This window comes from Qipengyuania vulgaris (assembly GCF_009827325.1).
Lineage (GTDB): Bacteria > Pseudomonadota > Alphaproteobacteria > Sphingomonadales > Sphingomonadaceae > Qipengyuania > Qipengyuania vulgaris.
Genome location: NZ_WTYC01000007.1, coordinates 83307 through 109240, shown reverse-complemented (window position 1 = coordinate 109240; position 25934 = coordinate 83307). Strand labels below are relative to the sequence as shown.

The following is a 25934-nucleotide window of genomic DNA, read 5'->3' as shown; positions in this document are numbered from 1 at the left end:
TAGCGGGGCGCCCGAATTGGGGCTCCGCAACTGCTACCGGTGACGGGCCGGAATCTGACTGGTCCGTCACCGGACGATTGCAATATGCAGTCCCCGGCCGCGGGGTCCATTAGCTGTCACCGCAAACAGCAGGTGGCCTGCGCCGTCACCTCCGGTTTCGCACAACAAACACCCGGTTTCCGCTGGTATAGTATCACATCTCCCTCCAGTTTACCCTTGGAAGTTGGCAAATAGCCGCTGCGGACCTTGTTCATTGAATTCGGCTTAAATGTCCGGGCATGCGCGATAAAGCCACTTGTCAGGCGAGGTGCACCGCGAGCCACGTCGATTAGCTTCGCGCGGACACACACAACGTGGTATCTCTCCAGATGGGACGGCAGTCTACAGGCGCCCGCGACCCGCGCCGATCTTCCGATAGGGGGAGCGCAGTCTGTCGTCCCACCCAAGCCATCACCGAATTCCGAGCCTCATTTGCCGCTATTCGCAAAGAGAGCGCCGTCCCTATTTCGGTCGATTCTGCTTGGATGCAATCCATCGGAAGGTGTATATTGCGCTACGGAACGGCAGGCTCGCTCGGCGCATCGAGACCCCTTGCGCCCCGTAGCTGTCCCAAGCATGCGCCTGCCGTTCTACGGGGGCAATGAGCGTCACCCGGCGAACCGCTAGATTGCTCTAATGCAATTGGAGTCTGGTTGGGTGATCGCTGGGAACAAGCCGATTGAGCACCCGATCTCTGCTTGGCGGATAGGTCGAGTCAGCTGAGTTATCACGATGGAAATTGGCCTTGGATACGGCGCTTCAGCCTTGGCTTCCTCAAGAATTCTTAAGATTTTTCCGTCACATCCCTTGCATCACCGTACTCAAGCCTTTAGGCACGGCATCAAGGTTATCCCAAGGATATGATTCATGCGTAAATCCCATCTTCTTTCACTGGCTGCGGCACTCTCGCTGGCTTTCGTCTCGATCGGTTTTGCCGATACGGCACTGGCTCAGGAGCGTGGTACCGAGTCGGTTGAAACTACTAGCGAGATGGGTGGCAGCTCAACTCTTCTTATGATCGGCGCGCTGGTTGCAGTTGTGCTGATCGCGGTAGCCGTAGGCGGCGGTGGCGACGATGAAGATCGTCCCGTTAGCCCCTAATTGCCTCTGACTAACGTATTATTCTCCTATGACTTCGAAGCGCCCGGGTTTCCCGGGCGCTTTTTTATTGTCGGTTCCAGATGTGGTCTGCGCCGCTGAGGGCAGTTGCCATCAAAGCCCGCGCAAGGGCGCTTGTAAAATTCCCCGGACAATCGAAGATAACGGTCGCTCTGGGCCAGAGCGACCACATCAAACGGTGGAAGAGTAGAGAAACTCAATTTGAGCGTGGTTAGTGGCCCCCGTCGTGATTTACCAATCCGCTCGCAAGGCTCTTCGGATTAGGATTATGACCAACAAACTTCACTGGAAGGGGCAGGAGCGTCTCGAGAGAGCGGGCCGGTTTAAGCATAAGACAGGCTTCGAGTTGATTAAGCGAAGCTGATTTTCCCAGCTTAGCACGCACCGATTTCTGGATCCGGAGTAGGTCTGACTGTTGTAGTTACCCCCAGTCGCTCGGCAGAAGCTGGTTATCTACCAAAACGGTTGTGGCTGCCTCTTTGCGGCTTGCGGGTTTTCGGATTCAGCATGCAAGGCGTCATCGGTTGAAAACCTTACGGAAACTTCAAGCAGGCCAATTACCAAGCGGAATTAAACATAAAACTCTCGCAGGAATTTCCTGACACGCGTGGGCGTTGTCGTATCAAGCCATTATCCCATTAAGCCGCCCTTTTTTTCTAATCTGATCGGTGCTGACGAAGCTACCTGAGCCGAGCATCGAGCGGAGGCCGAGCAAAACGGCGCCCAGCAGTTCTTTTTCGCGTTGCAAAGAAGGCCCAAGATTGCCGTCCTCGAAGTAGCTCGTCGGATGGTCGCCCAGGTAGCAGCCATTAGGTCGCCGCCAATCCGGTTATGGATAAGTCAGACGAGAGGAGTGGAGTGCGCCGGTTCGTGCTTGCATCTCGAATCGCATTGAATCATGGTAGCGGTATCGAGACCGCGACAGGGTACCACGGCAGGGTGCCACGCGGTGTTGACTCGCAGGGAAACCTGAAGGATTTCAGGTGCTTGGGCTATGTCGAAAAGTGGCTGGGGTGGCAGGGATCGAACCTGCGAATGGCGATACCAAAAACCGCTGCCTTACCACTTGGCTACACCCCAGCAGGTGGGCGCTCCTATAACGCGCCCAGCCACAATGTGAAGAGGGCGCCTACAGCTTTTTACCCTCGAAATCCGCCGCAGAGTGACGTTCGAGCAGCTGCCTATCCTCGTCCCCCCAGGTCTTGTTGACGATCCGTCCGCGTTTCACCGCGGGTCGCGCACCGATTTGCCGAGCCCATCGGCCGACATGCTCGTAATCGTCGATCGAGAGGAAGGTCTTGGCCTCTTCGTATATCGTCCCTTCGACAAAGGGGGCCATCCAGGGCCAGGTGGCAATATCGGCGACGGTATAGTTGTTGCCCCCGAGATATTCGCTCTGCGCCAGCCGCTGGTCTGCGACATCGAACAAGCGTTTCGCTTCCATGGCGTAACGGTTGATCGGATATTCGTATTTTTCCGGGGCGTAGGCGTAGAAATGGCCGAACCCGCCACCGATGAAGGGCGCGCTACCGATCTGCCAGAACAGCCAGCTGAGGACTTCGGCACGGTTATGGTCGGTGGGGAGAAAGGCGCCGAATTTCTCTGCCAGGTGAAGCAGGATTGCGCCGCTTTCGAAAACCCGTACCGGGGCATCGCCGCTGCGGTCCAGTAGGGCAGGGATCTTGCTGTTGGGGTTCACGTCGACAAAGCCGCTGCCGAACTGGTCGCCATCACCGATATTGATGGTGAAGGCATCGTATTCCGCACCCGAATGGCCCGCTTCTAGCAATTCCTCGAACATCACCGTCGCCTTGACGCCGTTGGGCGTGGCGAGCGAATAGAGCTGAAAGTCGTGTTCGCCGGTCGGCAGTTCCTTTTGCTCGCGTGCACCAGCGGTGGGGCGATTGATATTGGCGAACTTCCCCCCGCTGACGGTATCGGCACTCCAGACTTCGGGCGGGGTGTAGGTCGGATCGGGCAATTCTTGTCTCCTGATCGAAAGTGGCCATTGCACACTTCGGTTCGTCGCAAGGTGGGGAACGCAGTTCGCCCTGCCAAGGTTCTTGCCTTCGCAATGACCAAGCTCATCTATGTCGACGACCAGTTGCCCGGAATCACCCGCAAGGGTGCAGGGAAGGGATGGGCCTATTATGATCCCACGGGGAAGCTGATCACCGATCGCTCGGAGAAACAGCGCCTCAGCGCCGTTGCGCTGCCGCCCGCCTATGTCGATGCATGGTTCTGCCCCGCGCCGAATGGCCACATCCTCGCCACCGGGATAGACGCGAAAGGGCGGAAACAATATCGCTATCACCCTGATTTCCGCGCGGAGCGGGAGAGTGAGAAGTTCGATAAATGCCTCGCTTTCGGAACCCTGCTCCCGCTGGTTCGCAAGAAGGTCGAAGAAGATCTGAAGGGACGCAAGCTGACCCGAGAACGCGCTGTTGCCAGCGTGGTGCGGTTGCTGGATCTCGGCGCGGTGCGCGTCGGAAACGAAGGGTATGCGGAACGCAACAAGAGCTACGGTGCCACCACGCTCCGCCGCCGTCACGCCGAGGTGACCGGCAAGACCTTGAAGCTGCGCTACAAGGGCAAATCCGGCCAGATGCGCGAAGTGACACTGACCGATGGCGCCCTGGCACGTCTTGTGCGCAGCATGCAGGATCTGCCCGGGCAGAACGTCTTCAAATACGTCGATGACGATGGCGATGTTCAGGCGGTCGATTCCGGCGATGTGAACGAATATCTTGAAAACTGTATGGGAGAGCGATTTACCGCGAAGAACTTCCGCACATGGCACGCCAGCGTGATGGGCTTCGAATGCCTTCGGGCGGCGGAGGGACGGATGCCGATGAAGGCCCTCCTTGAATGTGTGGCCGGGCAATTGGGCAATACTCCTGCCGTCACGCGCAAGAGCTACATCCATCCGGCGGTGATAAACCTGCTGGAAGAACAGGAAGAATGGCGAGGCTCGCTCCAATTGCCTCGGGCAACGCGCTGGCTCACCCGCGAGGAGCGGGGCTTGCTTGAGATGTTGAAGGATTGTCCGGGCGCGAGAAATTTGCTCGCAGCATGAGAATGGTAAATAAACTAGGCAATACACGCCTTTAGTCCTATGTCGGCCACGGACTGGCTATTCCTGCCCTCCTCAGTGCACGCTCGACGGGGGCTGCCCTGGTCGGATTTTCCGTCGGAATGCGGCCTGATAAATGCAGAGACTTGCGAATTATGATGTCAGCCGCCAGTTCGTCTCGCCAAGCGGCAGGCTAGCGGCGCAGCTTATCTTCGGTTTCCTGTGCGGCGCTGCTATGGTCGGACTTCGCACCATTTTCAACTTGTGGGCCCCGGTGTCTGGTCCGTTCGCGCTCATTTACCCAACCGTTCTGCTCGCCACACTGTATGGCCACTGGCAGGCAGGCATTGTCGCCCTTCTCACCACATTCCTTTGGGCGTGGTTTTTCGTGCTCCCGGAACAACAGTCATTCTTCTTTTCCGATCCTACTGACCCGGCGCGGGTTGTGCTCAACGCATTCAGCGCGATCATCGTCCTGATTTTCGCCGAAGCTTTCCGCCGTGCGGCCCGAAACACGGTAGACCAGATTACGGAATCCGCCGATCGCAGGCTGACCCTGCTGGCCGATCTGGAGCATCGCACGAAGAACAACTTTGCGCTGGTGGCAAGCATGCTGGAAATCCAGAAGCGTCGTATCCCTCAAGTGGAATTGCACGGGCTGCTGGATGATGCCGTCGGAAGGGTCCGCACTTTCGCCGAAGCCTATTCCGCGCTGGCGAGCGAGCAGGACAACGACCAAGGTGTGGCGATGAAGCCCTATCTGGAACAACTTTTGACGAGGCTCGAAAACTCGGCCCTTCCGCGCTCGATCCGATTGGCGCGAGAAGTCGACAAAGCCATTCTTCCCCGTGAGGCCGCAGTCGCCATGGGTCTTTACCTCAACGAGGCAATCGTGAACGCAGCGAAATACGCCTTTCCTAATGGGCGAGCGGGGACGATTTCCGTCTTCTTTCATGCGCGCGACGGAAAATGGCGCCTGACGATCGAAGACGACGGTGTAGGAGCGGATGCGGTGTCGCATTCCCCAGGCGGGATCGGCAGCAAGCTACTCAATGCCTTTGCGCATCAGGCAGGGGCAACGCATCACGCCGGCCCCGTACTCAACGGCTTCCGCACGGAGATGCGGATGAAGGAAGAGGAACTGGCATAGGTTTTTCCGGTTGGTCTGTGACCCTGTTAATTGCTTTGCGCGAACCGACCCATGACCGACACCATTGATCCTATCCTTCCCGAAAATGTTTCGAACCTCGCGGTAGAGGTCTTGAACCTCGCAAAGAAACGGGATGTACAACTGGCGGCCGCAGAGAGTTGCACGGGGGGATTGCTCGCCGCCCTGCTCACTGATGTCACCGGCCTGTCGCACGTCTTCGAACGGGGTTTCGTGACCTATTCGGACCGGGCAAAATGCGAAATGCTGGGCTGCGACAGCGGGGAAATCGAAAACTGTGGCGCGGTCAGCCGGGAAGTCGCCATTGCGATGGCCAAAGGGGGGCTCGCGAAATCCGACGCCGATCTGATCGTTTCGATCACAGGCTTTGCCGGACCCGGCCGCCCGCAGGATGAAGAAGGCCTGGTTCATTTCGCCTGCGTGAGCGAGAAGGGATTGATGAAGCACGAAGAACGGCATTTCGGGCACATTGGGAGGGACGGCGTTCGCCTCGCGGCACTTGAAGTCGCGCTCAGTATGATGAAGGACGCGCTTGAACATGACTGATACTGCCGCGCACCCTTTCTTCGACATGCACTCACACGGCTTTGTCCGGGTGGCAACGGCCACACCGCGCGTGCGAACCGCCGATGTCGCCTATAACGCCGAGGGAATACTGGAACAGGCGCGTAAAGCCGAAGAGGCTGGCGTCGATCTGCTGCTCTATCCCGAACTCTGCCTGTCCTCCTACGCGATCGACGATCTTCACCTTCAGTCCGCCTTGCTCGATGCGGTCGAACGTCATCTGACGGAGATTTGCGAGGCTTCGCAGGCGCTTTCGCCGGTGCTCGTCATCGGTGCCCCGCTTCGACACAACGGGCGGATCTACAATTGCGCACTCGCCATCGCGAGAGGCGAGATTCTCGGTGTGGTCCCGAAGAGCTACCTGCCGAATTACCGCGAATTCTACGAGAAGCGTTGGTTTGCCCACGGCCGGAACATCCAGGGAATGCAACTGGAACTCGGCGGCAAGCCTGTTCCCTTCGGTACGGATATCCTGTTCGAAGCAGCGAACCTGTCGGGTTTCATTTTCGGGATCGAAATCTGCGAGGATTTCTGGGCCCCCCAGCCGCCAGGAACGCTGGCCGCGATGGCGGGGGCGACCATCATCCTGAATCTTTCGGCATCGAACATCACCATCGGCAAGTCCGACGAGCGTCATCTGCTGTGCCGGGCCAGTTCGAACCGGTCACTGTGCGCCTATGCTTATTCCGCCAGCGGTCATGGCGAAAGCACGACCGATCTGGCGTGGGACGGTCAGGGAATGATCTACGAGCTTGGCGATCTTCTCGCTGAAAGCGTGCGCTTCGATCTCGAGCCGGAGCTTTCAGTGGCGGATATCGACACCCGGCGCGTACTGAACGACCGGATGCGGATGCAGACCTTCAACGATGCCGCCGAGGCCGCCGGACGTCCGGAGGATCGATATCGACGGATCAGGTTCGAGCATGAATATCACGCAGGCGATATCGGCCTGATCCGTCCGATCCGCCGCTTCCCATTCGTGCCCAATCGGCGCGAGAAGCTGGACGAGGATTGCTACGAGGCCTTCAACATCCAGGTCGATGCGCTTATGCGGCGGATCGAGGCCACGCGGTCGAAATGTCTTGTGATCGGTATTTCGGGCGGCCTCGACAGCACCCATGCCTTGCTCGTGGCTGCCAAGGCCATGGACCGGCTCGGGCGTCCGCGCAGCGACATTCGCGGTTATACCATGCCTGGCTTCGGGACTTCGGAGGGCACGAAGTCCAACGCCTGGAAGCTGATGGAAGCCATCCACGTCACTGCGGAAGAGATCGACATCAAGCCGACCGCGACGATGATGCTGGAGAACATCGGGCATGCCTTCGCCGACGGCCATCCGGTCTACGACACGACCTTCGAGAACGTGCAAGCGGGGCTGCGGACCGATTACCTGTTCCGGCTGGCGGGACAACATGGGGGCTGGGTCGTCGGGACGGGCGACTTGTCCGAACTTGCGCTAGGGTGGTGCACCTATGGCGTCGGCGACCAGATGAGCCATTACGCCGTAAACGCGGGCGTTCCAAAAACGCTCATTCAGTATTTGATCCGCTGGACGACGACGACCAGCCAGTTCGACGAAGGTGTGGATTCGGTACTCCAGGCCATCCTCGATACTGAAATCAGTCCCGAACTCGTCCCTGCCGGTGAAGATGGCAAAATCCAGAGCACGGAATCGATCATCGGGCCTTACGAACTCAACGACTTCTTCCTCCACCACATCATCCGCTTCGGACAAAGCCCCAGCCATGTCGCCTTTCTGGCGTGGCATGCATGGAAGGACCTGGAAACAGGCCTATGGCCGATCGATTTCCCGCAAGAGATGCGCAATCGGTACGACCTCCCGACCATCGCCAAGTGGTTGGAAAATTTCCTCAAGCGCTTCTTCGGGTTCAGCCAGTTCAAGCGGAGCGCAATTCCGAATGGGCCTAAGGTAAGTGCGGGCGGGGCTCTTTCCCCTCGCGGGGACTGGCGCGCACCCAGCGATGCGGTGGCCGATGTCTGGCTGGGCGAGCTGAAACGCAATCTGCCGGCGAACACCCTTTAGGGCCCCGCCGCAGTGACGCTGCGTGCCATATTCATCCTCCTCGCCTGCAATATCGTGTGGGCGCTCAATGTCGCGGTCAGCAAGATCGCGGTCGACGATCTCTCGGTCCCGCCGCTGTTCTATGCCGCACTGCGCTCGTTCCTGGTGATGGCGGCGCTTTTTCCGATGCTGCGCAAGGTCCCTGCGGACCTCTGGCGGGTCATGCTCGTGGGTCTCGCGATAAGCGGCGGGTCGTTCGGTCTGCTGTTCGTCGGCTTGAAAACGGCCAGCCCTTCGGCGGCTGGCGTCGTCAGTCTGGCGGGCGCGCCGCTCACCGTCCTTTTCGCGATCCTCTTCCTGCGCGAGCAGGTTCGCTGGCGGCGCGCGCTCGGCATCGCGCTGACGCTCGTTGGCGTGGCGATTGCGGTGGGCTCGCCCGCCGGTATGGAAGCGGGGGCGGGGATCGGCTTCGTTTTCGCCTCGGCAGTGGTCGGCGCTCTGGGATCCATATTCTTCAAGCGTATGGAGATCGGCGCGGTCCAGATGCAGGCATGGGCGGGCCTCGCCTCGGTAATCGTGCTTCTCCCGCTGTCGTTCATGCTGGAAACGGATCAGCTGCCGGCCCTTGCCAGCGCTCCGTGGGCGATCGCCGGGTGCCTGCTCTTCGCGTCGATCGTCGTTTCGGTGGGCGCCCATTCGGCCTACTACCGGATGCTGCAGACCCATGATGCCAATGTGGTCGTGCCTTTCACGCTGCTCACGCCGCTGATGACCATCGCGCTCGGCGCGTGGCTGACTGGGGACGAGATCGGTTGGAGGCTACTGCTCGGCGCGGGTATCGCAGTTACGGGTGTCGCGATCATCGTGCTGCGCCCAACGCATAATGTCTTCAAGCCGCTTCTGGTCCGTCCACGCCTCTAACGTACAAGCAAAAGGGTGGCCCGCATGCGCAGACCGCCCCGAGATGGTCCCGGAAAATTATCAGGCAGCCAGCTTTTCCACTTCCTGATGGGCTTCGGCAATTTTCTCCTCGCCGCCTTCGCCCATGATGCCGTCGGCAGCCACCAGTTCGACGTCGGTCATGCCGAGGAAGCCGAGGAAGAACTTGAGCCAAGGCGTCATGAAATCGATTTCGCTACCGATCGGCATCCCCCCTGACGCGATCGTCAGGTAAACCTTCTTGCCCGTCAGCAGGCCTTCCGAACCGTTCTCGGCATAGCGGAACGTCGTTCCCGCCCGAGCAACCAGATCGGCCCATGCCTTAAGCGTTGCAGGTACTGCAAAGTTGTACACCGGCAGGCTGAAGACGATGGTCTCGGCCTCCTGCAATTCGCCGATCAGCTCGTCGGATATCTTTGCCAGTTCGTGCTGCTCGGGCGAGCGTTCGGCGTAGGGTGCAAGATTGGCAGCGAAACGCTCTACATCGATGTAGGGGAGGTCGTTCTTGGCCAGATCGCGCGTGACGACTATTGCTCCCTGATTCTCGGCAAGACGCTCGACCAGCCTGTTACCCAAACTGCGCGAGACGGACTCGTCATTACGAATGCTGGCGGTGATGTGAAGAATGGTGCTCATGTCTGGTCTCCTGTTCAGGCCGCGTCGACGAGGACGAGTTCACTGTCCTCGAGCGCGGTGACGGTGATGCTGTCTTCCTTGGTGATGGCCAGGCCATCGCGGGCTTTCGCCTCGATATTGCCCACGCGGATGCTGCCGGTGGCGGGCACGAGGTAAAGGTGACGATCGGCCTGCGCAGGCGTGTAGGTCACGCTTTCGCCTGCCTTGATCGTCGCGCCCAGCACGCGCGCATCGGTGCGGATCGGCAAAGCCCCCTCATCGCTGGAAGCGTCGTCATTTGCCGCGCCGCTGGCGAGGGTCACGAACTGGCCTGCACGGTCACCCTTGGGGAATTTACGTGCGCCCCAGCCGGGTTCGCCGCCGCGCTGGTCCGGAATGATCCAGATTTGGAATAGCGTGCATTCCTCGTCTTCGAGATTGAATTCCGAATGCGCGACCCCGCGGCCCGCACTCATCACCTGTACGTCGCCGGCCTCGGTGCGTCCTTCATTACCCATGCTGTCACGGTGCGTGATTGCACCGCTGCGGACATAGGTGATGATTTCCATGTCCTGGTGCGGGTGCGTGGGAAAGCCGCTCTTCGGGGCAATCTTGTCATCGTTCCAGACGCGCAGCGCGCCCCAGTTCACACGGCTTGGATCGTGATAACCGGCGAAGGAGAAGTGGTGATGCGCATCGAGCCAGCCGTGGTCGGCGGAACCGATGCTGTCGAAAGGTCTGAGTTCGATCATTGATAAATCTCCCGATGGGAAGCCTTCGTTGGACCAAGAGATAGACATTGCCGCCTGTTCCGATAACTGCGATAAAACACGGCAAGATGTTCATGAAATCGGAACAGTGAAACTCGGCGAGCCAAGTCTCGATCAACTGCGGATCTTCCTCGCAGTGGCTGAAGAGGGCAGCTTCGGCGCCGCTGCACGTCGTATGGGACGCGCAGTATCCGCCGTCAGTTACGGCATATCCCAGTTGGAGAACCAACTCGGGGTGGTGCTGTTTGCCCGCGAAGGTTCGCGAAAGCCGGTACTGACCGAGGAGGGCAGGGGGCTGCTGGTCGAGGCAAAGGCCGTGGCCGACGGGATTGACCACCTCTTGGCCAAGACCCAGAGCCTCCATGCCGGACTCGAAAGCGAAGTCTCGCTGGTCGTCGACGTGATGTTGCCGGGCGAGGTGACCGCAAGCGTGCTGCGCGATTTCCGCGAAATGTTCCCCACCGTCGCGCTACGCCTGCAGGTGGAAGCGCTGGGGGCGGTGGCCGCCTGCCTGCTGGATGGCGGCGCGGACCTCGCGATCGGGGGGCCGGTCCTCGCCGATCATCCCGAACTGGAACGTCAGGCCATCGGCACTGTGGAACTGGTCCCTGTAGCCGCGCCCGATCATCCGCTTTCACGATCCGGTGTCGCACCGGGCGATAGCCGCAAGCATCTCCAGCTTGTCCTCTCCGACCGTTCACCCCTGACCGAGGGCCGCGAATTCTCCGTCCTGTCGCCGCAAAGCTGGCGGCTGGCCGATCTGGGCGCGAAGCACGCGCTACTCAAGGAAGGAATCGGCTGGGGCAATATGCCGCGCCATGTAGTGAGCGGCGATTTGGCCGAAGGGCGGCTGTGCCTGCTCGACCTGCCCGAAAAGCCGGGCGCGAACTACACGCTCAGCGCCCTGTGGCGCCGCGATGCGCGACCCGGACCTGCGACGAGTTGGCTGATCGACGCCATCCGCGAACGGCTGGGCGCGTGCAGCGGGGTGGAACCTTCGGTGAGCGGAGAAGCCTAGAGCTTCGTTACCCAGCCGTGCGTGTCCTCGACGGCGCCCTTCTGGATGCCGACCAGCTTTTCGCGGATCTTGTGGGTCATCTGCCCCGTGCCGCCGCTGCCAATGGTGAACTCGCCGTCCGGACCCAGCACCGTGCCGACCGGCGTAACCACCGCCGCTGTTCCGCAGGCCATGGTCTCCAGGAGCTTGCCGGTGGTCGCATCGGCGCGCCATTGGTCGATGCTGTAGGGTTCCTCGCGTACCTGCAGGCCTTCTTCGCGCAGAAGCTCGATCAGGCTTTTGCGAGTGATGCCGGGCAGGATTGTGCCCGTTAGCGGCGGGGTGATTACCGTGCCATCGTCGAACACGAAGAACAGGTTCATCCCGCCCAGTTCCTCGACCCATTTCTTCTCGACCGCATCGAGGAAGACCACCTGGTCGCAGCCGTTCTCGATTCCTTCGGCCTGCGGAACGAGCGATGCTGCGTAATTGCCACCGGTCTTGGCTGCGCCGGTGCCGCCGGGGGCAGCGCGGGTGTAGTTGCGGCTGACCCAGATCTTCACCGGTTTGGCGCCGCCCTTGAAATAGGGGCCGACGGGGCTCGCGATGAGGATGTACTTGTATTGCCGCGCCGGACGCACGCCGAGGAAGGCTTCGGAAGCGAACATGAAGGGGCGCAGGTAAAGCGAACCGTCGGGGTCGGAAGGCACCCATTCGCGGTCCTTCGCTACCAGCTGGCGGATCGATTCGAGGAACAGCTCTTCGGGCAGGTCGGGCATCGCCATCCGCCGCGCGCTTTCGTTGAAACGGCGCGCGTTCCGTTCGGGGCGGAACAGCGCGAGGCTATCGTCCGCCTGCTTGTAGGCTTTCATGCCTTCGAAGATTTCCTGCGCGTAATGCAGCACCGCCGCCGCCGGATCGAGGCTGATGTGCTCGCGCGGGCCGAGCGTCGCCTTGTGCCATCCGCCCTTATCGGCGTCGTAGTCGATCACGACCATGTGGTCGGTAAACAGCTTGCCGAAGCCGGGGTCCTTGAGCGCCTGCTGGCGGGTCTCGCCGGGGACGGGGGCGGGGTGGGGAAGATGCTCGAAATCCATGCCTGCGCGGTTAAAGCGCAGCAACCTGCAGGGCAAGGTCTGAAGCACAAAATGAGAAGGCCAGCTCCACGCCCGTAGGTGGAACTGGCCTTCGCATGGTCAGCGGCCGGAAGCGCCGCTCACGTTGCCTTACTCGGCGGGAAAACTACCGAATATGCTCCGTAGGGATCTTCACCGACCTCGCTACTGAACCATGAGACATCGGATCACCTCCTTTCAAGCTTGTGAGCTAGAACCCCGCATCACCGGGACCCAAGACCGCGCGTGCCGCCGATCTTGGTTGCCAATTTGTTGCGTAATTCAATTGAAAACAAGGCTTGTAAAAAAGTTTTCCCACGTCAGAATCAGTGTTTGTGGCCCGGAACATCCTCCGGGCCTTTTTCGTGATTCGAACAGCCGCAAATTGCAGGCGGTAGCGGTTAGGTGAATCGCCTTAGCGGCAATCCTCGATCACCCGTGTCACCTCGGCCCACGCCGGCAGGTAAAGCGTCGGCATTCCCGAAGTTTCCACAGCGAATCGTCCTTTGGTCAGGGCCATCGCGTCGAGGATCGGATCGCGGGCCGCCACGAAGGCGATCAATCCATTGCCTCGTTCGAAATTCGTGGGGGCTGCACCAATGGCCCGCGTTGCAGTTTCGGTTCGGACAATAAACTGGTTCTGAGCATCGAAGTCACCCGGACGCATCAGGCCGAGCCGCTTCGTTTGCGAGGCCGGGTCGTCCACCATGCATTGAATGACAAACTTCTCGGTCGTCCCGTCCGAATAGAGGGCCTGAGTGCCAAAACCGAGATCACGATAGGTCCAGTCTCCCGAAGTACGTGCCACGTCCATCCAGTTTTCCGGTGCCGGGGTCGGCATCGGGCTGGGGGCCGGGGCGGGAGGCGGTGCGGTCTGTACCGGGGTGGGGGACGGGGCCGGCGTCGAATCCGGCGCGGGCACGCAGCCTGCGGCGAGCATGGCGCTCGACAGCAAAAGGACACGTGCGATGGCGTTATGCGAGACTTTCATGCCAGACTAATGCCCGCTAGGCGCACTGGTTTCACGGAATAGGGCTGTCATGGCAAAGAAACGTCGCCTCGATCAGATGCTCGTCGACCGCGGACTGGTCGAAAGTCGCACCCGGGCACAGGCGCTGGTGATGGCAGGGCTGGTCTTTTCGGGCGAACAGAAGCTGGCGAAACCGGGGCAGCAACTTGCCGAAGACGCGCCGCTCGATGTGCGCGGGCGCGATCATCCCTGGGTCAGCCGCGGCGGCATCAAACTGGCACACGCCATCGAACATTTCGATCTCGATCCTACCGGCGTCACGGCGATGGATATCGGCAGTTCGACCGGCGGCTTCACCGATGTGTTGCTGCAGGGCGGGGCGAAGCACGTCTTTGCGGTCGACAGCGGCACGAACCAGCTTGCCTGGAAGCTGCGGCAGGACGACCGCGTCACTGTCCTCGAGCAGACCAGCGCAAGGATCCTCACGAGGGAAATGATCGACCGTCCGGCGTCGTGGATCGTCTGCGACGCGAGCTTCATCGGCCTCGCCAAGGTGCTTGAGCGGCCATTCGATCTGGCAGAACGTGATTGCCGTGTCGTTGCGCTGATCAAGCCGCAGTTCGAGGTGGGTCGGGAAGAAGTCGGCAAGGGTGGCGTGGTCCGCGATCCCGCGCTCCATGCCCGCGTATGCGAAGAGGTCCGCCAATGGATGGAAGGGCATGGTTTCAGAGTGCAGGGCATCACCCAGAGCCCGATTACCGGCCCGGAAGGCAATGTCGAATTCCTGATTTCCGCGTTGAGAGAATAGCAAGGCGCGATTGACCTTACGTAGCACTCCGCTCTAGGCGCACCGCAATCGTACCCACGGAGAGAACATGTCCGCCAATATCGCCGAAATGGAACGCCGCCGTGACGCCGCCTGGATGGGCGGCGGACAGAAGCGGATCGACGCTCAGCACGCCAAGGGCAAGCTGACCGCACGCGAACGGCTCGAAGTGCTGCTGGACGAAGGCAGCTTCGAGGAGCTGGACCGCTATGTCGAGCATGACTGCGTCGATTTCGGCATGCAGGACCAGAAGATCCCCGGTGACGGTGTGGTTACCGGAAGTGGCACGATCAACGGCCGTCTGGTCTATGTTTTCTCCCAGGATTTCACCGTCTTCGGCGGATCTCTTTCCAAACGTCATGCAGAGAAAATCTGCAAGGTGATGGACACTGCGATGAAGGTCGGTGCGCCCGTGATCGGCCTCAACGATTCTGGCGGTGCGCGCATCCAGGAAGGCGTGGCATCGCTCGGCGGCTATGCCGAGGTGTTCCAGCGCAATGTGCTGGCAAGCGGGGTAATCCCGCAGATCAGCCTCATCATGGGGCCTTGCGCGGGCGGCGCGGTTTACTCGCCCGCCATGACCGACTTCATCTTCATGGTCGAGGACAGCAGTTACATGTTCGTCACCGGCCCCGACGTGGTGAAGACGGTGACCAACGAGGTCGTCACGCAAGAGGAACTGGGCGGGGCGAAGACGCACACCACCAAGACCTCGGTCGCCGACAACAGCTTCGAAAACGACATCGAGACACTGCTCGCGACGCGCAATTTCTTCGATTACCTGCCGCTGTCGAACCGCGAGGATGTGCCCGAGCGGCCGACCAGCGATGCGTGGGACCGTGAGGAGCACAGCCTCGATACGGTAATCCCCGACAATGCCAACCAGCCTTACGATATGCACGAGGTCATCCGTAAGACGCTGGACGAAGGCGAGTTCTTCGAAATCCAGCCGAACCATGCTGCCAACATCATCTGCGGTTTCGGCCGGGTGGAGGGGCGCACGGTGGGCGTGGTGGCGAACCAGCCCATGGTTCTCGCGGGCGTGCTCGACATCAATTCCAGCAAGAAAGCCGCGCGCTTCGTTCGATTCTGCGATGCCTTCGAGATTCCCATTCTGACTTTCGTCGACGTGCCCGGCTTCCTTCCAGGCACTAGCCAGGAGCATAACGGCATCATCAAGCACGGCGCGAAGCTGCTGTTCGCCTATGCCGAAGCGACCGTGCCCAAGATCACCGTGATCACCCGCAAGGCCTATGGCGGGGCGTATGACGTGATGGCCTCCAAGCACCTGCGCGGTGATCTCAACTATGCCTGGCCCACCGCCGAGATCGCGGTCATGGGCGCGAAGGGCGCGGTGGAGATCATCTTCCGCCAGGACCGCGACGATCCGGAAAAGATCGCCGAGAAGACCAAGGAATACGAAGATCGCTTCGCCAACCCCTTCGTGGCGGCGAGCCGCGGCTATATCGACGAGGTGATCTACCCGCACTCCACGCGCAAGCGGATCGCGCTGGGGCTACGGAAGTTGCGGACCAAGCAGCTCGAAAACCCTTGGAAGAAGCATGACAATATTCCGTTATGAGCCACCCATTGTTTCTCCTCGCGGTTATCGTTTTGTTACCGATTTGGGCTGTGTGGGCATTGCGCAAATCCATGCGAGTAGGAGCGGTCACTTACGAGGGTCGTGCTTCGCATCGCAGGGATGAACCGTTAGCATTCTGGATAAGTCTTGCTGTGATTTTTTTCGGCGGTTTTGTTGCCCCCGTGGTCTTGATCATTGAGGAATACCACCGCCTAGCGGCGTTCTTGGGAGATATATGGTGAAACTCGGCCGTCTCAACCACATCGGCGTCGCCACGCCCTCAATCGAGGAATCGGTGCGCTATTATCGCGATGTCATGGGCGCGACCTCGTTTCACAAGCCCTTCGATCTCGAGGCGCAAGGGGTAAAGGTCTGCTTTGTCGACACGCCCGGTCTCGACGGGACCAAAGGCACGCAGATCGAGCTGATCGAGCCGCTCGGACCCGACAGCCCCATCGCGAAATTTCTCGAGAAGAACCCCGCCGGCGCGCAGCACCATGTCTGCTACGAGGTCGAGGATATCGAGGACGCGCGCAAATGGTTCGAGGAGCTGGGCAAGCGCATCCTCGGCCCCACGCGGATCGGCGCGCATGGCACGCCGATCTTCTTCCTCCACCCCAAGGACATGATGGGCCAGCTTACCGAGATCATGGAAACGCCCAAGGAAAACGCGCACTGGTCGAACTAGGCGCTGACCTCTCACCCCGTTCGTGCTGAGCCTGTCGAAGCACCGTCCTTCTTTGTGGACAACGGGACCGCTAGAAGCAAGGACTGCCCTTCGACAGGCTCAGGGCGAACGGATGTTATGGCTGAAGATAAGACCCCCACTTACGACGACTGGAAATCCCGCGCCGACAAGGAGGTGAAGGGCCGCGACCTCACCTGGCACACGCCCGAGGGGATTGCGGTAAAGCCGCTCTACACCAGCGAGGACACCGAGGGTCTCGATCCTGGCGTTCCCGGCATCGCGCCCTTCACGCGCGGCCCCTATGCCTCGATGTACACCGGCCGTCCGTGGACCATCCGCCAGTACGCAGGCTTCTCCACCGCCGAGGAATCGAACGCCTTCTATCGCCGCAACCTGGCCGCAGGCCAGAAGGGCCTGTCGGTCGCTTTCGACCTCGCCACGCACCGCGGCTATGACAGCGACCACCCGCGCGTGGTCGGCGATGTTGGGAAGGCAGGCGTCGCGATCGACACCGTGCGCGACATGGAAATCCTGTTCGACCAGATCCCGCTCGACACCATGAGCGTTTCCATGACGATGAACGGCGCGGTCATCCCCGTGCTGGCCTTCTACATCGTCGCGGCGGAGCGGCAGGGCGTGAGCCAGGACAAGCTTTCGGGGACCATCCAGAACGACATCCTCAAGGAGTTCATGGTCCGCAATACCTATATATACCCACCCGAACCGAGCATGCGGATCGTCTCCGACATCATCGCATATACCTCGGCCAACATGCCGAAATTCAACAGCATTTCGATCAGTGGCTATCACATGCACGAGGCCGGGGCGACCGCGGTGCAGGAACTCGCCTTCACCATCGCCGACGGCAAGGAATACGCCAAGCGCGCGATGGAAGCGGGCCTCGACATCGATGCTTTCGCGCCGCGCCTGTCCTTCTTCTGGGGCATCGGCATGAACTTCTTCATGGAGATCGCCAAGATGCGCGCTGCCCGCCATCTGTGGCACGATGTCATGGAAGAGCTTGGCGCGCAGAACCCCAAGTCGAAGATGCTCCGCACGCACTGCCAGACGAGCGGTGTCAGTCTGCAGGAGCAGGATCCCTACAACAACGTCATCCGCACCACGATCGAAGCGATGGCGGCGGTGCTAGGCGGCACCCAGTCGCTCCACACCAATGCGCTGGACGAGGCGATCGCGCTGCCGACCGATTTCAGCGCCCGCATCGCGCGCAATACCCAGCTGGTGATCCAGGAAGAGACTGGCATCACCCATGTCGCCGATCCGCTGGGCGGAAGCTACTACATCGAAAGCCTCACCGCCGCGCTGGTGGAACAGGCTAAGGCCATGCTCGATGAGGTCGAGGCAACGGGCGGCATGACCGAATATGTCGCGAGTGGGAAGCCCAAGGCCGCCATCGAAAGCGCCGCCGCCGCCAAGCAGGCCAGCGTGGACCGGGGCGAGACCGTGATCGTGGGCGTCAACAAGTACCGCCGCGACAAGGAAGACCAGATCGACACGCTCGATATCGACAACCATGCCGTACGCCAGAGCCAGATTGCGCGGCTGGAGAAGGTGCGCGCAGGGCGCGACGACATGGCCTGCCGCGCTGCGCTCGACGCGCTGGCTCGCGGAGCGGCGCAGCGTGACGGCAATTTGCTCGCTCTCGCGGTCGAGGCTGCCCGTCATGATGCCACGCTGGGCGAAATCAGCCAGGCGATGGAAGACGCCTATGGCCGCTACGACACGCTGCCCACGCCCGTGCGCGGCATCTATTCCAAGGCCTATGCCGAGGATGATCGCTATGCCCAGGTGGTGGAAGGCGTGAAGGCGGTCGAACGCCGCCTCGGCCGTGCGCCGAAGTTGATGGTCGCCAAGATGGGGCAGGACGGGCATGACCGCGGCGCGAACGTAATCGCCAGCGCCTTCGCCGACATGGGCTTCGAGGTCGTCTCCGGCCCGCTGTTCCAGACCCCTGTGGAAACACGCGACATGGCATTGGAGAAGGATGTCGATGCCATCGGGGCATCGTCGCTGGCTGCCGGACACAAGACGCTGATCCCCGAATTGATCGGCCTGCTGAAAGAGGCCGGTCGCAGCGACATCAAGGTGATCGCCGGCGGCGTGATCCCGCAGAAGGATTACGACTTCCTTCGCGATGCCGGGGTACAGGGGATCTACGGGCCTGGCAGCAACGTGGTCGAATGCGCGGCGGACGTGCTGCGGTTGCTCGGCCACAACATGCCGCCTGCAGGAGAGGATCTGGACGAGGCGGCGGAGTGAGGGCGCACTGATGGTCCTGTTCCTTCGAATAATGGGGTCTGTCGCGTTACTCGCTTCGCTAGTCTTTACTGTGCCTATCGCATTGTGGATCACCGTCGCGGTGGCTGCGCGATTCCTGGATCCGAGCGCAGGTCCGCGTTACTATTGGTGGGCAGACTACCTTGGTTGGGGCGTGATGCTTACGGTAACTGCAATTACCTTTTGGGGCGTCTACCGCGTATGGAAGCCGACTTTATGATGATGAGACTCAATGACTGAAATCCGTAACGACTGGATCCGCGAGGAAATTGCAGGGCTGTTCGACCTTTCCTTTACCGAGCTGCTCTTCCAAGCCGCCACGGTCCACCGCGAGTTCCATCCGCCCGAGCAGGTGCAGCTCTGCACGTTGCTGTCGATCAAGACCGGCGGATGTCCGGAGGATTGCGGCTATTGCTCGCAATCGGTGAAGGCCGATAGCGGCGTCGAGGCGACCAAGCTGATGGAGGTCCAATCGGTCCTCCAGCGGGCGGCGCAGGCGAAGGATGCGGGCAGCCAGCGGTTCTGCATGGGTGCCGCCTGGCGCAACCCCAAGGACCGCGACATGCCGGCGATCGTCGAAATCGTGAAGGGCGTGCGCGCCATGGGGCTCGAAACCTGCATGACGCTGGGCATGCTGACGCCCAAGCAGGCGGACATGCTCAAGGAAGCGGGCCTCGATTACTACAACCATAATGTCGACACCGGCCCGGAATATTACGAACGGGTGATCTCCAGCCGCAAGTACGAGGACCGCCTCGATACGCTGCAGAACGTGCGCGATGCGGGCATCAACGTGTGCAGCGGCGGGATCGTCGGCATGGGCGAGACGCGCAGCGACAGGGTGGGCTTCGTCCACACGCTCGCCACGCTTGAACGCCATCCCGAAAGCGTGCCGGTCAATGCGCTGGTTCCGGTCAAGGGCACGGTGCTGGGGGACATGCTGGCCGATACGCCGCTCGCCAAGATCGACGATATCGAATTCGTCCGCACGGTGGCGGTGGCGCGCATCTGCATGCCCATGAGTATGGTGCGGCTGAGCGCGGGCCGCGAGAGCATGTCCGAAGCCACGCAGGCGCTGTGCTTCATGGCGGGCGCGAACTCGATCTTCACCGGCGACAAGCTGCTCACCGCGCCCAATGCGGGCGACGATAGCGATGCGGCACTGTTTGCGAAGCTCGGGCTAACGCCGCTAGAGCAGGAAGAGCCGATGCGGGCATGCAAGGTGGCGGAACCGGCGGAGTGATTGGCCGGTTTGTCAGGATCGCGAGTCTCGGTTTCTCGTTGTTCTCGGTCCTCTATTGGGGCGCAGCCTCCATGGTTTTCGAAATCGTAAAGTTCACAAATCCAGGTGAGACGCCAGATCCGCCTAGTTATCTGGCTGGCGGTGCAATACCGACAATCATCTATGGCGTCGTGTGCGTGCTATTCCTTCAGTGGTTTGCGCGCGGTATCATCAAGCGGACGCGCGATTGACCCTCGGCTTCTCCGTCGACGAACTCCTGCCCAAGGCCCGGGGCGGGGGCGTGCTCAAGATGGGGCTCGCCAAGCTGGACGAGAGCGAATGGCTCCAGCCCGATCCAGACCTTGCCGCGCGCGCCGAGGGCTTCGCTGCCTATCCTGAGGGTATCCAGCTTTCCCCCGAGGTCGAGGCACCCGGCGCAGAGCTGGCTGCCATCCTGGGCCTCTCCGGCAGCCTGCCCGAAGTGGCGGCTGCGCATCACGAGGATATGTGCCTGCTCACCCTCCGCCCGGGCGACGAGCAATACCGCCTCATCGGCGCAGCGGTGGTTTGGCCGTCCGACTGGGAGCCTGCCGCAAAGCTGGGCCTGCCGCTCCGCGCGCTGCACGCGCCGATCCAGGGCTATGAGGAACAGCTCGGCAGCGGGGTCGACAATTTCATGGCCAAGCTCACGCCGGGTGCGATCTACGGCCGCTGCAACTGGTTCATCGCCGCGACGTGCGAGCGCCGCTGGGCGGCCGAGCCGCCCGAGCGCGCCTTCGCCCATGTCACGCCCGAAAACGCTGGCGAAACGCTGTTCGTCCGTTCCGAACGCCAGACGCTGCGCCGACTGCCGGAGACGGGCGCAATCCTTTTCACCATCGGCATCTATGTTTCCCCGCTGGGCGAGCTATCGAAACCGAATATCACGCGACTCGCAGAGGCCATGCCGCGCCTGCTTGATGGCGAAGGCGACCGCCGCGGCGCGGATTTCTACGCCCACGCCCTGATTCGATATTCGGCAAGCCTCTGAACTGGAACCTGAATCCAGAAAGCTTGACAGGTCGATGAAACAAGCCTCCGATGCGCGGCGCTGGGGGTACATCAGCATTATCAAGAAACCGGATCGCTTCTTAGGGTCGCATTCCTGAATACAGGGGAGAAGACTGCATGAAGAAGCTACTTTTGACCGTTGCCGCACTCGGCATGGGAATGACCGCCGCATCCGCACCTACCGCCGCCAGCGCGCAGGAAATGCGCGAGGTCGACTGGTACAACATCAGCATGATCAAGTGGAAATCCGGCAAGGGCGAACGCGCGCACGAGATCATCGAGATGTACGAAAAGGTCGACGAAGCGCTCGGCCGCAACGATGTGATGGATTTTCACATGCAGACGGGGGAGTGGCACTCGATCGTCGCCTTCAAGATGAAAGACGGACCAGCGGCGATGGCCTGGAAGGAAAATCCCTACGACAAGGAGTGGGAGGCTGAATTCGTGAAGCAGGTCGGCGGCGAGGACAAGGCCAAGGCGCTGTGGGCGGAGTTCAACGATTCTATTCAGGAGGAGCAACGTCACATCGGTCATATCGACGTGGGCGAATGATGCTACCAGCATAACTTGATACCGGGCCTCCGCTGCGGCATGGGCGTTGCAACACGCTTTTTGACCGCCTCCGGAGGCCCGTTTGTTTTCCAAGATCCTGATCGCCAACCGCGGTGAAATTGCCTGCCGCGTCATCAAGACGGCACGCCGCATGGGTATCCAGACCGTCGCGGTCTATTCCGATGCCGATGCTCGCGCTCCATTCGTGAAGATGGCGGACGAAGCGGTGCATATTGGCCCTGCCGCCGCAGCCGAGAGCTATCTGGTTGCCGACAAGATCATCGCGGCCTGCAAGCAGACCGGTGCCGAGGCCGTGCACCCGGGCTACGGCTTCCTGTCCGAACGCGCGAGCTTCGTTGAAGCGCTGGCCAAAGAGAACATCGCCTTTATTGGTCCGCCCGCCAATGCCATCGCCGCGATGGGAGACAAGATCGAGAGCAAGAAGCTGGCCCTTGAGGCGGGCGTCAATGTCGTCCCAGGCTTTGTCGGCGAAATCCGCGATACCGACCATGCGGTCGAGATCAGCAACGATATCGGCTATCCGGTGATGATGAAGGCCAGCGCTGGCGGCGGCGGCAAGGGCATGCGCCTCGCATGGAGCGAGAAGGACGTGCGCGAAGGCTTCGAGGCGACCAAGCGCGAAGGTCTCAACTCCTTCGGCGACGACCGTGTCTTCATCGAGAAATTCATCGAGAACCCGCGCCATATCGAGATCCAGATCCTCGGCGACAAGCACGGCAACGTGATCTACCTCAACGAGCGCGAATGCAGCATCCAGCGCCGGCACCAGAAAGTGGTTGAAGAGGCGCCTTCCCCCTTCGTGACTCCGAAGATGCGCAAGGCGATGGGCGAGCAGTGCGTGGCGCTGTCCAAGGCAGTCGATTATCACAGCGCAGGGACGGTCGAACTGATCGTCTCGGGAGCGGACCCGACGGGCGAGAGCTTCTACTTCCTCGAAATGAACACCCGCCTGCAGGTGGAACATCCCGTCACCGAGGCGATCACGGGCGTCGACTTGGTCGAGCAGATGATCCGCGTCGCGGCGGGCGAAAAGCTCGCGATGACGCAGGACGATGTGACCATCGACGGCTGGGCGATCGAAAACCGTGTCTATGCCGAAGACCCGTATCGCGGTTTCCTGCCCTCGACGGGGCGTTTGGTGCACTACCAGCCGCCGGTCGAACCATGGGCCGACGACGGCGACGCGAACGGCCGCCGCGGCGTCGACGGTATCCGCGTCGATGACGGCGTGTTCGAAGGCGGCGAGGTGTCGATGTTCTACGACCCGATGATCGCCAAGCTGGTCACCTGGGGCGAAACGCGCGACGAAGCCGCGGACCTGCAGGTCGCCGCGCTCGACGCCTTTCGCATCGAGGGGCTGGGCCACAATGTCGATTTCCTCAGTGCCATCATGCAGCACGAGCGTTTCCGGTCGGGTGAACTGACCACGGGCTTTATTGCAGAGGAATATCCAGAAGGCTTCGAAGGAGCCCCGGCAAGCGGTGATCTCACCCGCGTGCTGGCTGCCGTGGGCGGCGTGATCGCCACCGCCGATGCCGATCGTGCGCGGCGGATCGAAGGCCAGCTGTCGGACGATCTCTATGCTCCGGGTGACTGGACTATCCGTATCGGGGAGCGTGAGGAAGCTTCGACCAGCCACGATGTGCGGCTGGAAGAAGACGCGCTGACCGTGGACGGCGAGCAGGTCACGATCGAGATGCAGTACACGCCCGGCGAAAGCATGGTCGATGTCGAACTCTATGGCGATGATACGGGCGAGGACGCCGAACCGATCGACGTCTACACGATCCAGCTGAAGCCCACGCGCACCGGCTATGCCATGACCACGCGCGGTGCCACGCACACGCTTCGGATTCTCCAGACCCGCATCGCCCATCTCGCATCGCACATGATCGAGAAGCAGCCACCGGACCTTTCAAAGATGCTGATCTGTCCGATGCCGGGTCTGCTGGTGAAGCTCCATGTGGCGGAGGGCGAGGAAGTCCAGCCGGGCCAGCCGCTCGCCACGGTCGAGGCGATGAAGATGGAGAACATCCTGCGCGCCGAAAAGCAGGCGGTGGTTGGAAAGATCAACGCTGCCGAGGGGGACAGCTTGGCGGTGGACGAGGTCATCCTCGAACTCGAATAGTAATCAAGCGCTGCGGTTTAACCAAAATCCCGCGCAACAGGTCGTGCGAACGCAAGACAGATTCTTGCGATTTCGGGCCAATCCGGGACGTTCTTGGTAAATCCGCTTTTAACGAATCGTCTTCGCGAGGATACTTGGTGCCTTCGAGTCGCATGTTGAAACGGCATGCAGGAGCAAACGGATGGCACACAGGGGAACGGGGTTTTTCGACACCAAGGGGCATTTCTTCAAGACCCCCAACGACGCGACGGTAAGCGACCTCGCGAGCGTATTGGGCAAGATCGGCGATGGTGAAAGCCTGGCACCGGGCATCGCGCAGATGATCCTGGATCGTCGCAGCGAGATCGAACGGCTCTTCGCCGAACATGACGCGATGATGGCGGACTACCAGCCGCTGAGGGATGGGAAGATCACACGGCTGCAACCACGGGCGAGTTGAACGCCTGGCTTAATTAGTGCGCCTGGAGTTGCTCGTCGAGGAATGAAGCAACGTCCTCAAGTTCGACATCGTGTGCGAGATAGGCGTCGCCAAGTCCTCGCAAGAGGATGAACGGAAGCGTTCCGGCATCCATCTTCTTGTCGTGCAACATGTGATCGGCAAGCTTCCTGCCGGTGCAATCGAGGCCAAGAGCCGAAATTTCTGCGGGGAGACCCGCAACATCCACAGAACGGGTCACACGCGCGGCATGGTCCAGCGACATCTCGCCGCGCCGGGCCGAGTACCGCGCCGCCAGAACCATCCCCAGCGCCACGGCTTCACCGTGCAGCAGCCGGTCGGAAAATCCGGTCTCGGCCTCGAGCGCGTGGCCGAAGGTATGGCCCAAGTTGAGAAGCGCCCGCGCGCCGCTGGTTTCGCGCTCGTCTTGCGCGACGATCCGTGCCTTCGCAGTCACGCTGGTCGCGACCGCCTGTTCCAGCGCGTCGGCTTCGAGAGCCAGTACATGCTCTCCGTGTTCTTCCAGCCAGCGGAAGAAATCCGCATCGCCAAGAACGCCGTATTTGAGCACTTCGGCATAACCTGCGCGCAGCTCGCGCGCGGGGAGTGTGGACAAGCTGTCGAGGTCCGCCAGCACCAGTGATGGCTGGTGGAAGGCGCCGACGAGGTTCTTGCCCGCCGCCGTATTGATCGCGGTCTTGCCACCGACCGAACTGTCCACCTGTGCGAGGAGGGTGGTGGGCAATTGCATGAAACCGCAGCCACGCTTGAGGATGGCGCAGGCAAAACCGGTGAGGTCCCCCACGACGCCGCCGCCCAGAGCAAGAACATGGTCGCCCCGCTCGACGCCTTCGGCAAGCAGCCAGTCGGTCAGCCTTGTCAGGCTTTCCCAGCTTTTCGAACCTTCGCCGGGCTCGACCTCATACCACTGCGGCTCTTTCCCTGCCACTGTCAGGGAACGCTCGATAGCCGCGCCCCAATGCGCTTTGGCATTGGCATCGGCGACGATCGGCACCCGGGTCTTGCGCAGGAATGGAGCCGCCGCGCTGGCAACATCGGCCAGAAACCCGCGCCCCACGCGCACCTCATAGCTGCGCCCGGCAAGTTCGACCGGGATCAGCGCCATGTAGCGAGTTCCTCCAGAATGCGGTTCACCGTCGCCTCGTGCGGGCCGTCATCGGTCACCACGCGGATTTGCGCCTGCGCGTAGGCCGGGCTTCGTTTTTCCTTCAGTCCTTGCAGGATCGCGCGCGGTTCGCCGGATTTGAGCAGCGGCCGCGTATTCTTGCGCGATGTCCGTTCGACCAGCGTCTCGAGATCGCAATCGAGCCAGATCGCAATGCCTTTTTCCAGCACCAGCGCCCGGGTTTCATCGTCGACGAATGCCCCGCCGCCGGTCGCGATGACGCCGTGACCTTCATCCATGAGCCGCGCAATCACGCGCCGCTCCCCGTCGCGGAAATAGGCCTCTCCGTGGGCTTCGAATATCTCGGAAACAATGCGGTCGGCTGCGCGCTCGATCTCCTCGTCGGCATCCACGAAGCTGCGGTCCAACGCATTCGCCAGCCTGCGGCCGATGGTGGATTTTCCCACGCCCATGAGACCCACTAGCACGAGAGGACGGTCGATCCGCCCCGCCGATGCGGCGAGCCCACCGTTGCCGGTCATAGAGTGCGCGTTGCTCATTGCCGCTCGGCCTATAGATGCGCTAGGGCGCGGGCAAGCCATCGGATTATTGC

Annotated in this window: 23 protein-coding genes and 1 tRNA gene; 16 read left to right on the top strand and 8 right to left on the bottom strand. The window is 61.2% G+C overall.

The genetic code is table 11. The annotated features are described in order from the left end of the window. Nucleotides 1-906 precede the first annotated feature (906 nt). Entirely contained in the window at nucleotides 907-1140 is a 234-nt protein-coding gene (locus tag GRI69_RS12930; protein WP_160728692.1) for a hypothetical protein, read from the top strand. A 1023-nt stretch (nucleotides 1141-2163) separates the two neighbouring features. On the opposite strand, the gene GRI69_RS12925 is transcribed toward GRI69_RS12930, so the two are convergent. Both GRI69_RS12925 and yghU read right to left on the bottom strand, forming a co-directional pair. Then, nucleotides 2164-2238 (bottom strand) — tRNA-Gln (locus tag GRI69_RS12925). 49 nt (nucleotides 2239-2287) lie between these two features. Further along, nucleotides 2288-3139 (bottom strand): glutathione-dependent disulfide-bond oxidoreductase, encoded by an 852-nt coding sequence (gene yghU / locus GRI69_RS12920; protein WP_160728691.1) that lies wholly within the window; start codon nucleotides 3137-3139, stop codon nucleotides 2288-2290. Between the two features lie 93 nt (nucleotides 3140-3232). On the opposite strand from yghU, the gene GRI69_RS12915 reads away from it, so the two are divergent. The 5 genes from GRI69_RS12915 to GRI69_RS12895 all read left to right on the top strand — a co-directional run bounded on the left by GRI69_RS12915 (nucleotide 3233) and on the right by GRI69_RS12895 (nucleotide 8907). Further along, nucleotides 3233-4234: a DNA topoisomerase IB gene (locus GRI69_RS12915; RefSeq protein WP_160728690.1), complete on the top strand. Its 1002-nt coding sequence runs from the start codon at nucleotides 3233-3235 to the stop codon at nucleotides 4232-4234. 133 nt (nucleotides 4235-4367) lie between these two features. Next, nucleotides 4368-5381: a sensor histidine kinase gene (locus GRI69_RS12910; RefSeq protein ID WP_160728689.1), complete on the top strand. Its 1014-nt coding sequence runs from the start codon at nucleotides 4368-4370 to the stop codon at nucleotides 5379-5381. A gap of 51 nt (nucleotides 5382-5432) precedes the next feature. Continuing rightward, a complete protein-coding gene (locus GRI69_RS12905) occupies nucleotides 5433-5945 on the top strand; it encodes a CinA family protein (protein WP_160728688.1) in 513 nt (170 codons plus the stop codon). Further along, nucleotides 5938-8007 carry an NAD(+) synthase gene (locus GRI69_RS12900; protein WP_160728687.1) on the top strand — a complete coding sequence of 690 codons (2070 nt, stop codon included), beginning with the start codon at nucleotides 5938-5940 and terminating at the stop codon, nucleotides 8005-8007. Before GRI69_RS12905 ends, GRI69_RS12900 begins: the two co-directional genes overlap by 8 nt. Nucleotides 8008-8019: 12 nt before the next feature. Then, nucleotides 8020-8907 (top strand): EamA family transporter, encoded by an 888-nt coding sequence (locus GRI69_RS12895; protein ID WP_160728686.1) that lies wholly within the window; start codon nucleotides 8020-8022, stop codon nucleotides 8905-8907. 60 nt (nucleotides 8908-8967) lie between these two features. On the opposite strand, the gene GRI69_RS12890 is transcribed toward GRI69_RS12895, so the two are convergent. Together GRI69_RS12890 and GRI69_RS12885 are read right to left on the bottom strand one after the other, a co-directional pair. Next, nucleotides 8968-9561: an FMN-dependent NADH-azoreductase gene (locus tag GRI69_RS12890; protein ID WP_160728685.1), complete on the bottom strand. Its 594-nt coding sequence runs from the start codon at nucleotides 9559-9561 to the stop codon at nucleotides 8968-8970. A 14-nt stretch (nucleotides 9562-9575) separates the two neighbouring features. Continuing rightward, on the bottom strand, nucleotides 9576-10292 hold the full coding sequence (locus GRI69_RS12885) for a pirin family protein (protein WP_160728684.1): 717 nt from the start codon (nucleotides 10290-10292) through the stop codon (nucleotides 9576-9578). A 106-nt stretch (nucleotides 10293-10398) separates the two neighbouring features. Here GRI69_RS12885 and GRI69_RS12880 point away from each other — a divergent pair, with 106 nt between their 5' ends. Further along, nucleotides 10399-11328, top strand: a complete 930-nt coding sequence (locus tag GRI69_RS12880) for a LysR substrate-binding domain-containing protein (protein WP_160728683.1) — start codon at nucleotides 10399-10401, stop codon at nucleotides 11326-11328. Here the strand turns inward: GRI69_RS12880 and GRI69_RS12875 are convergent. Both GRI69_RS12875 and GRI69_RS12870 read right to left on the bottom strand, forming a co-directional pair. Next, nucleotides 11325-12404, bottom strand: a complete 1080-nt coding sequence (locus GRI69_RS12875; protein ID WP_160728682.1) for a branched-chain amino acid aminotransferase — start codon at nucleotides 12402-12404, stop codon at nucleotides 11325-11327. The genes GRI69_RS12880 and GRI69_RS12875 overlap by 4 nt on opposite strands. A 433-nt stretch (nucleotides 12405-12837) precedes the next feature. Next, nucleotides 12838-13413, bottom strand: a complete 576-nt coding sequence (locus tag GRI69_RS12870) for a hypothetical protein (RefSeq protein WP_160728681.1) — start codon at nucleotides 13411-13413, stop codon at nucleotides 12838-12840. Between the two features lie 49 nt (nucleotides 13414-13462). On the opposite strand from GRI69_RS12870, the gene GRI69_RS12865 reads away from it, so the two are divergent. From GRI69_RS12865 to GRI69_RS12820, 9 genes are all read left to right on the top strand, one after another. Continuing rightward, a complete protein-coding gene (locus tag GRI69_RS12865) occupies nucleotides 13463-14200 on the top strand; it encodes a TlyA family RNA methyltransferase (RefSeq protein WP_160728680.1) in 738 nt (245 codons plus the stop codon). 67 nt (nucleotides 14201-14267) lie between these two features. After that, nucleotides 14268-15800, top strand: coding sequence for an acyl-CoA carboxylase subunit beta (locus GRI69_RS12860; protein ID WP_160728679.1), 1533 nt, complete (start codon nucleotides 14268-14270; stop codon nucleotides 15798-15800). A 238-nt stretch (nucleotides 15801-16038) separates the two neighbouring features. Beyond that, nucleotides 16039-16488, top strand: coding sequence for a methylmalonyl-CoA epimerase (mce, locus tag GRI69_RS12855; protein WP_160728707.1), 450 nt, complete (start codon nucleotides 16039-16041; stop codon nucleotides 16486-16488). Nucleotides 16489-16605: 117 nt separating this feature from the next. Next, on the top strand, nucleotides 16606-18768 hold the full coding sequence (scpA, locus tag GRI69_RS12850) for a methylmalonyl-CoA mutase (RefSeq protein ID WP_160728678.1): 2163 nt from the start codon (nucleotides 16606-16608) through the stop codon (nucleotides 18766-18768). Between the two features lie 250 nt (nucleotides 18769-19018). Beyond that, entirely contained in the window at nucleotides 19019-20029 is a 1011-nt protein-coding gene (gene bioB, locus GRI69_RS12845) for a biotin synthase BioB (protein WP_160728677.1), read from the top strand. Between the two features lie 226 nt (nucleotides 20030-20255). After that, the gene (locus GRI69_RS12835; protein ID WP_160728675.1) at nucleotides 20256-21038 is read left to right on the top strand and encodes a heme-dependent oxidative N-demethylase family protein; all 783 of its coding nucleotides are present in this window, start codon (nucleotides 20256-20258) and stop codon (nucleotides 21036-21038) included. 137 nt (nucleotides 21039-21175) lie between these two features. Next, nucleotides 21176-21610 (top strand): hypothetical protein, encoded by a 435-nt coding sequence (locus tag GRI69_RS12830; RefSeq protein ID WP_160728674.1) that lies wholly within the window; start codon nucleotides 21176-21178, stop codon nucleotides 21608-21610. A gap of 82 nt (nucleotides 21611-21692) precedes the next feature. Then, on the top strand, nucleotides 21693-23759 hold the full coding sequence (locus GRI69_RS12825) for an acetyl-CoA carboxylase biotin carboxylase subunit (RefSeq protein WP_160728673.1): 2067 nt from the start codon (nucleotides 21693-21695) through the stop codon (nucleotides 23757-23759). Between the two features lie 181 nt (nucleotides 23760-23940). Next, nucleotides 23941-24198: a hypothetical protein gene (locus GRI69_RS12820; protein WP_160728672.1), complete on the top strand. Its 258-nt coding sequence runs from the start codon at nucleotides 23941-23943 to the stop codon at nucleotides 24196-24198. 13 nt (nucleotides 24199-24211) lie between these two features. On the opposite strand, the gene aroB is transcribed toward GRI69_RS12820, so the two are convergent. Both aroB and GRI69_RS12810 read right to left on the bottom strand, forming a co-directional pair. Beyond that, on the bottom strand, nucleotides 24212-25321 hold the full coding sequence (gene aroB, locus GRI69_RS12815) for a 3-dehydroquinate synthase (RefSeq protein WP_160728671.1): 1110 nt from the start codon (nucleotides 25319-25321) through the stop codon (nucleotides 24212-24214). Then, complete coding sequence (locus tag GRI69_RS12810; protein ID WP_237453101.1) at nucleotides 25312-25863, bottom strand: shikimate kinase; 552 nt, start codon at nucleotides 25861-25863, stop codon at nucleotides 25312-25314. The genes aroB and GRI69_RS12810 overlap by 10 nt, the downstream gene beginning before the upstream one ends. Nucleotides 25864-25934: the final 71 nt, after the last annotated feature.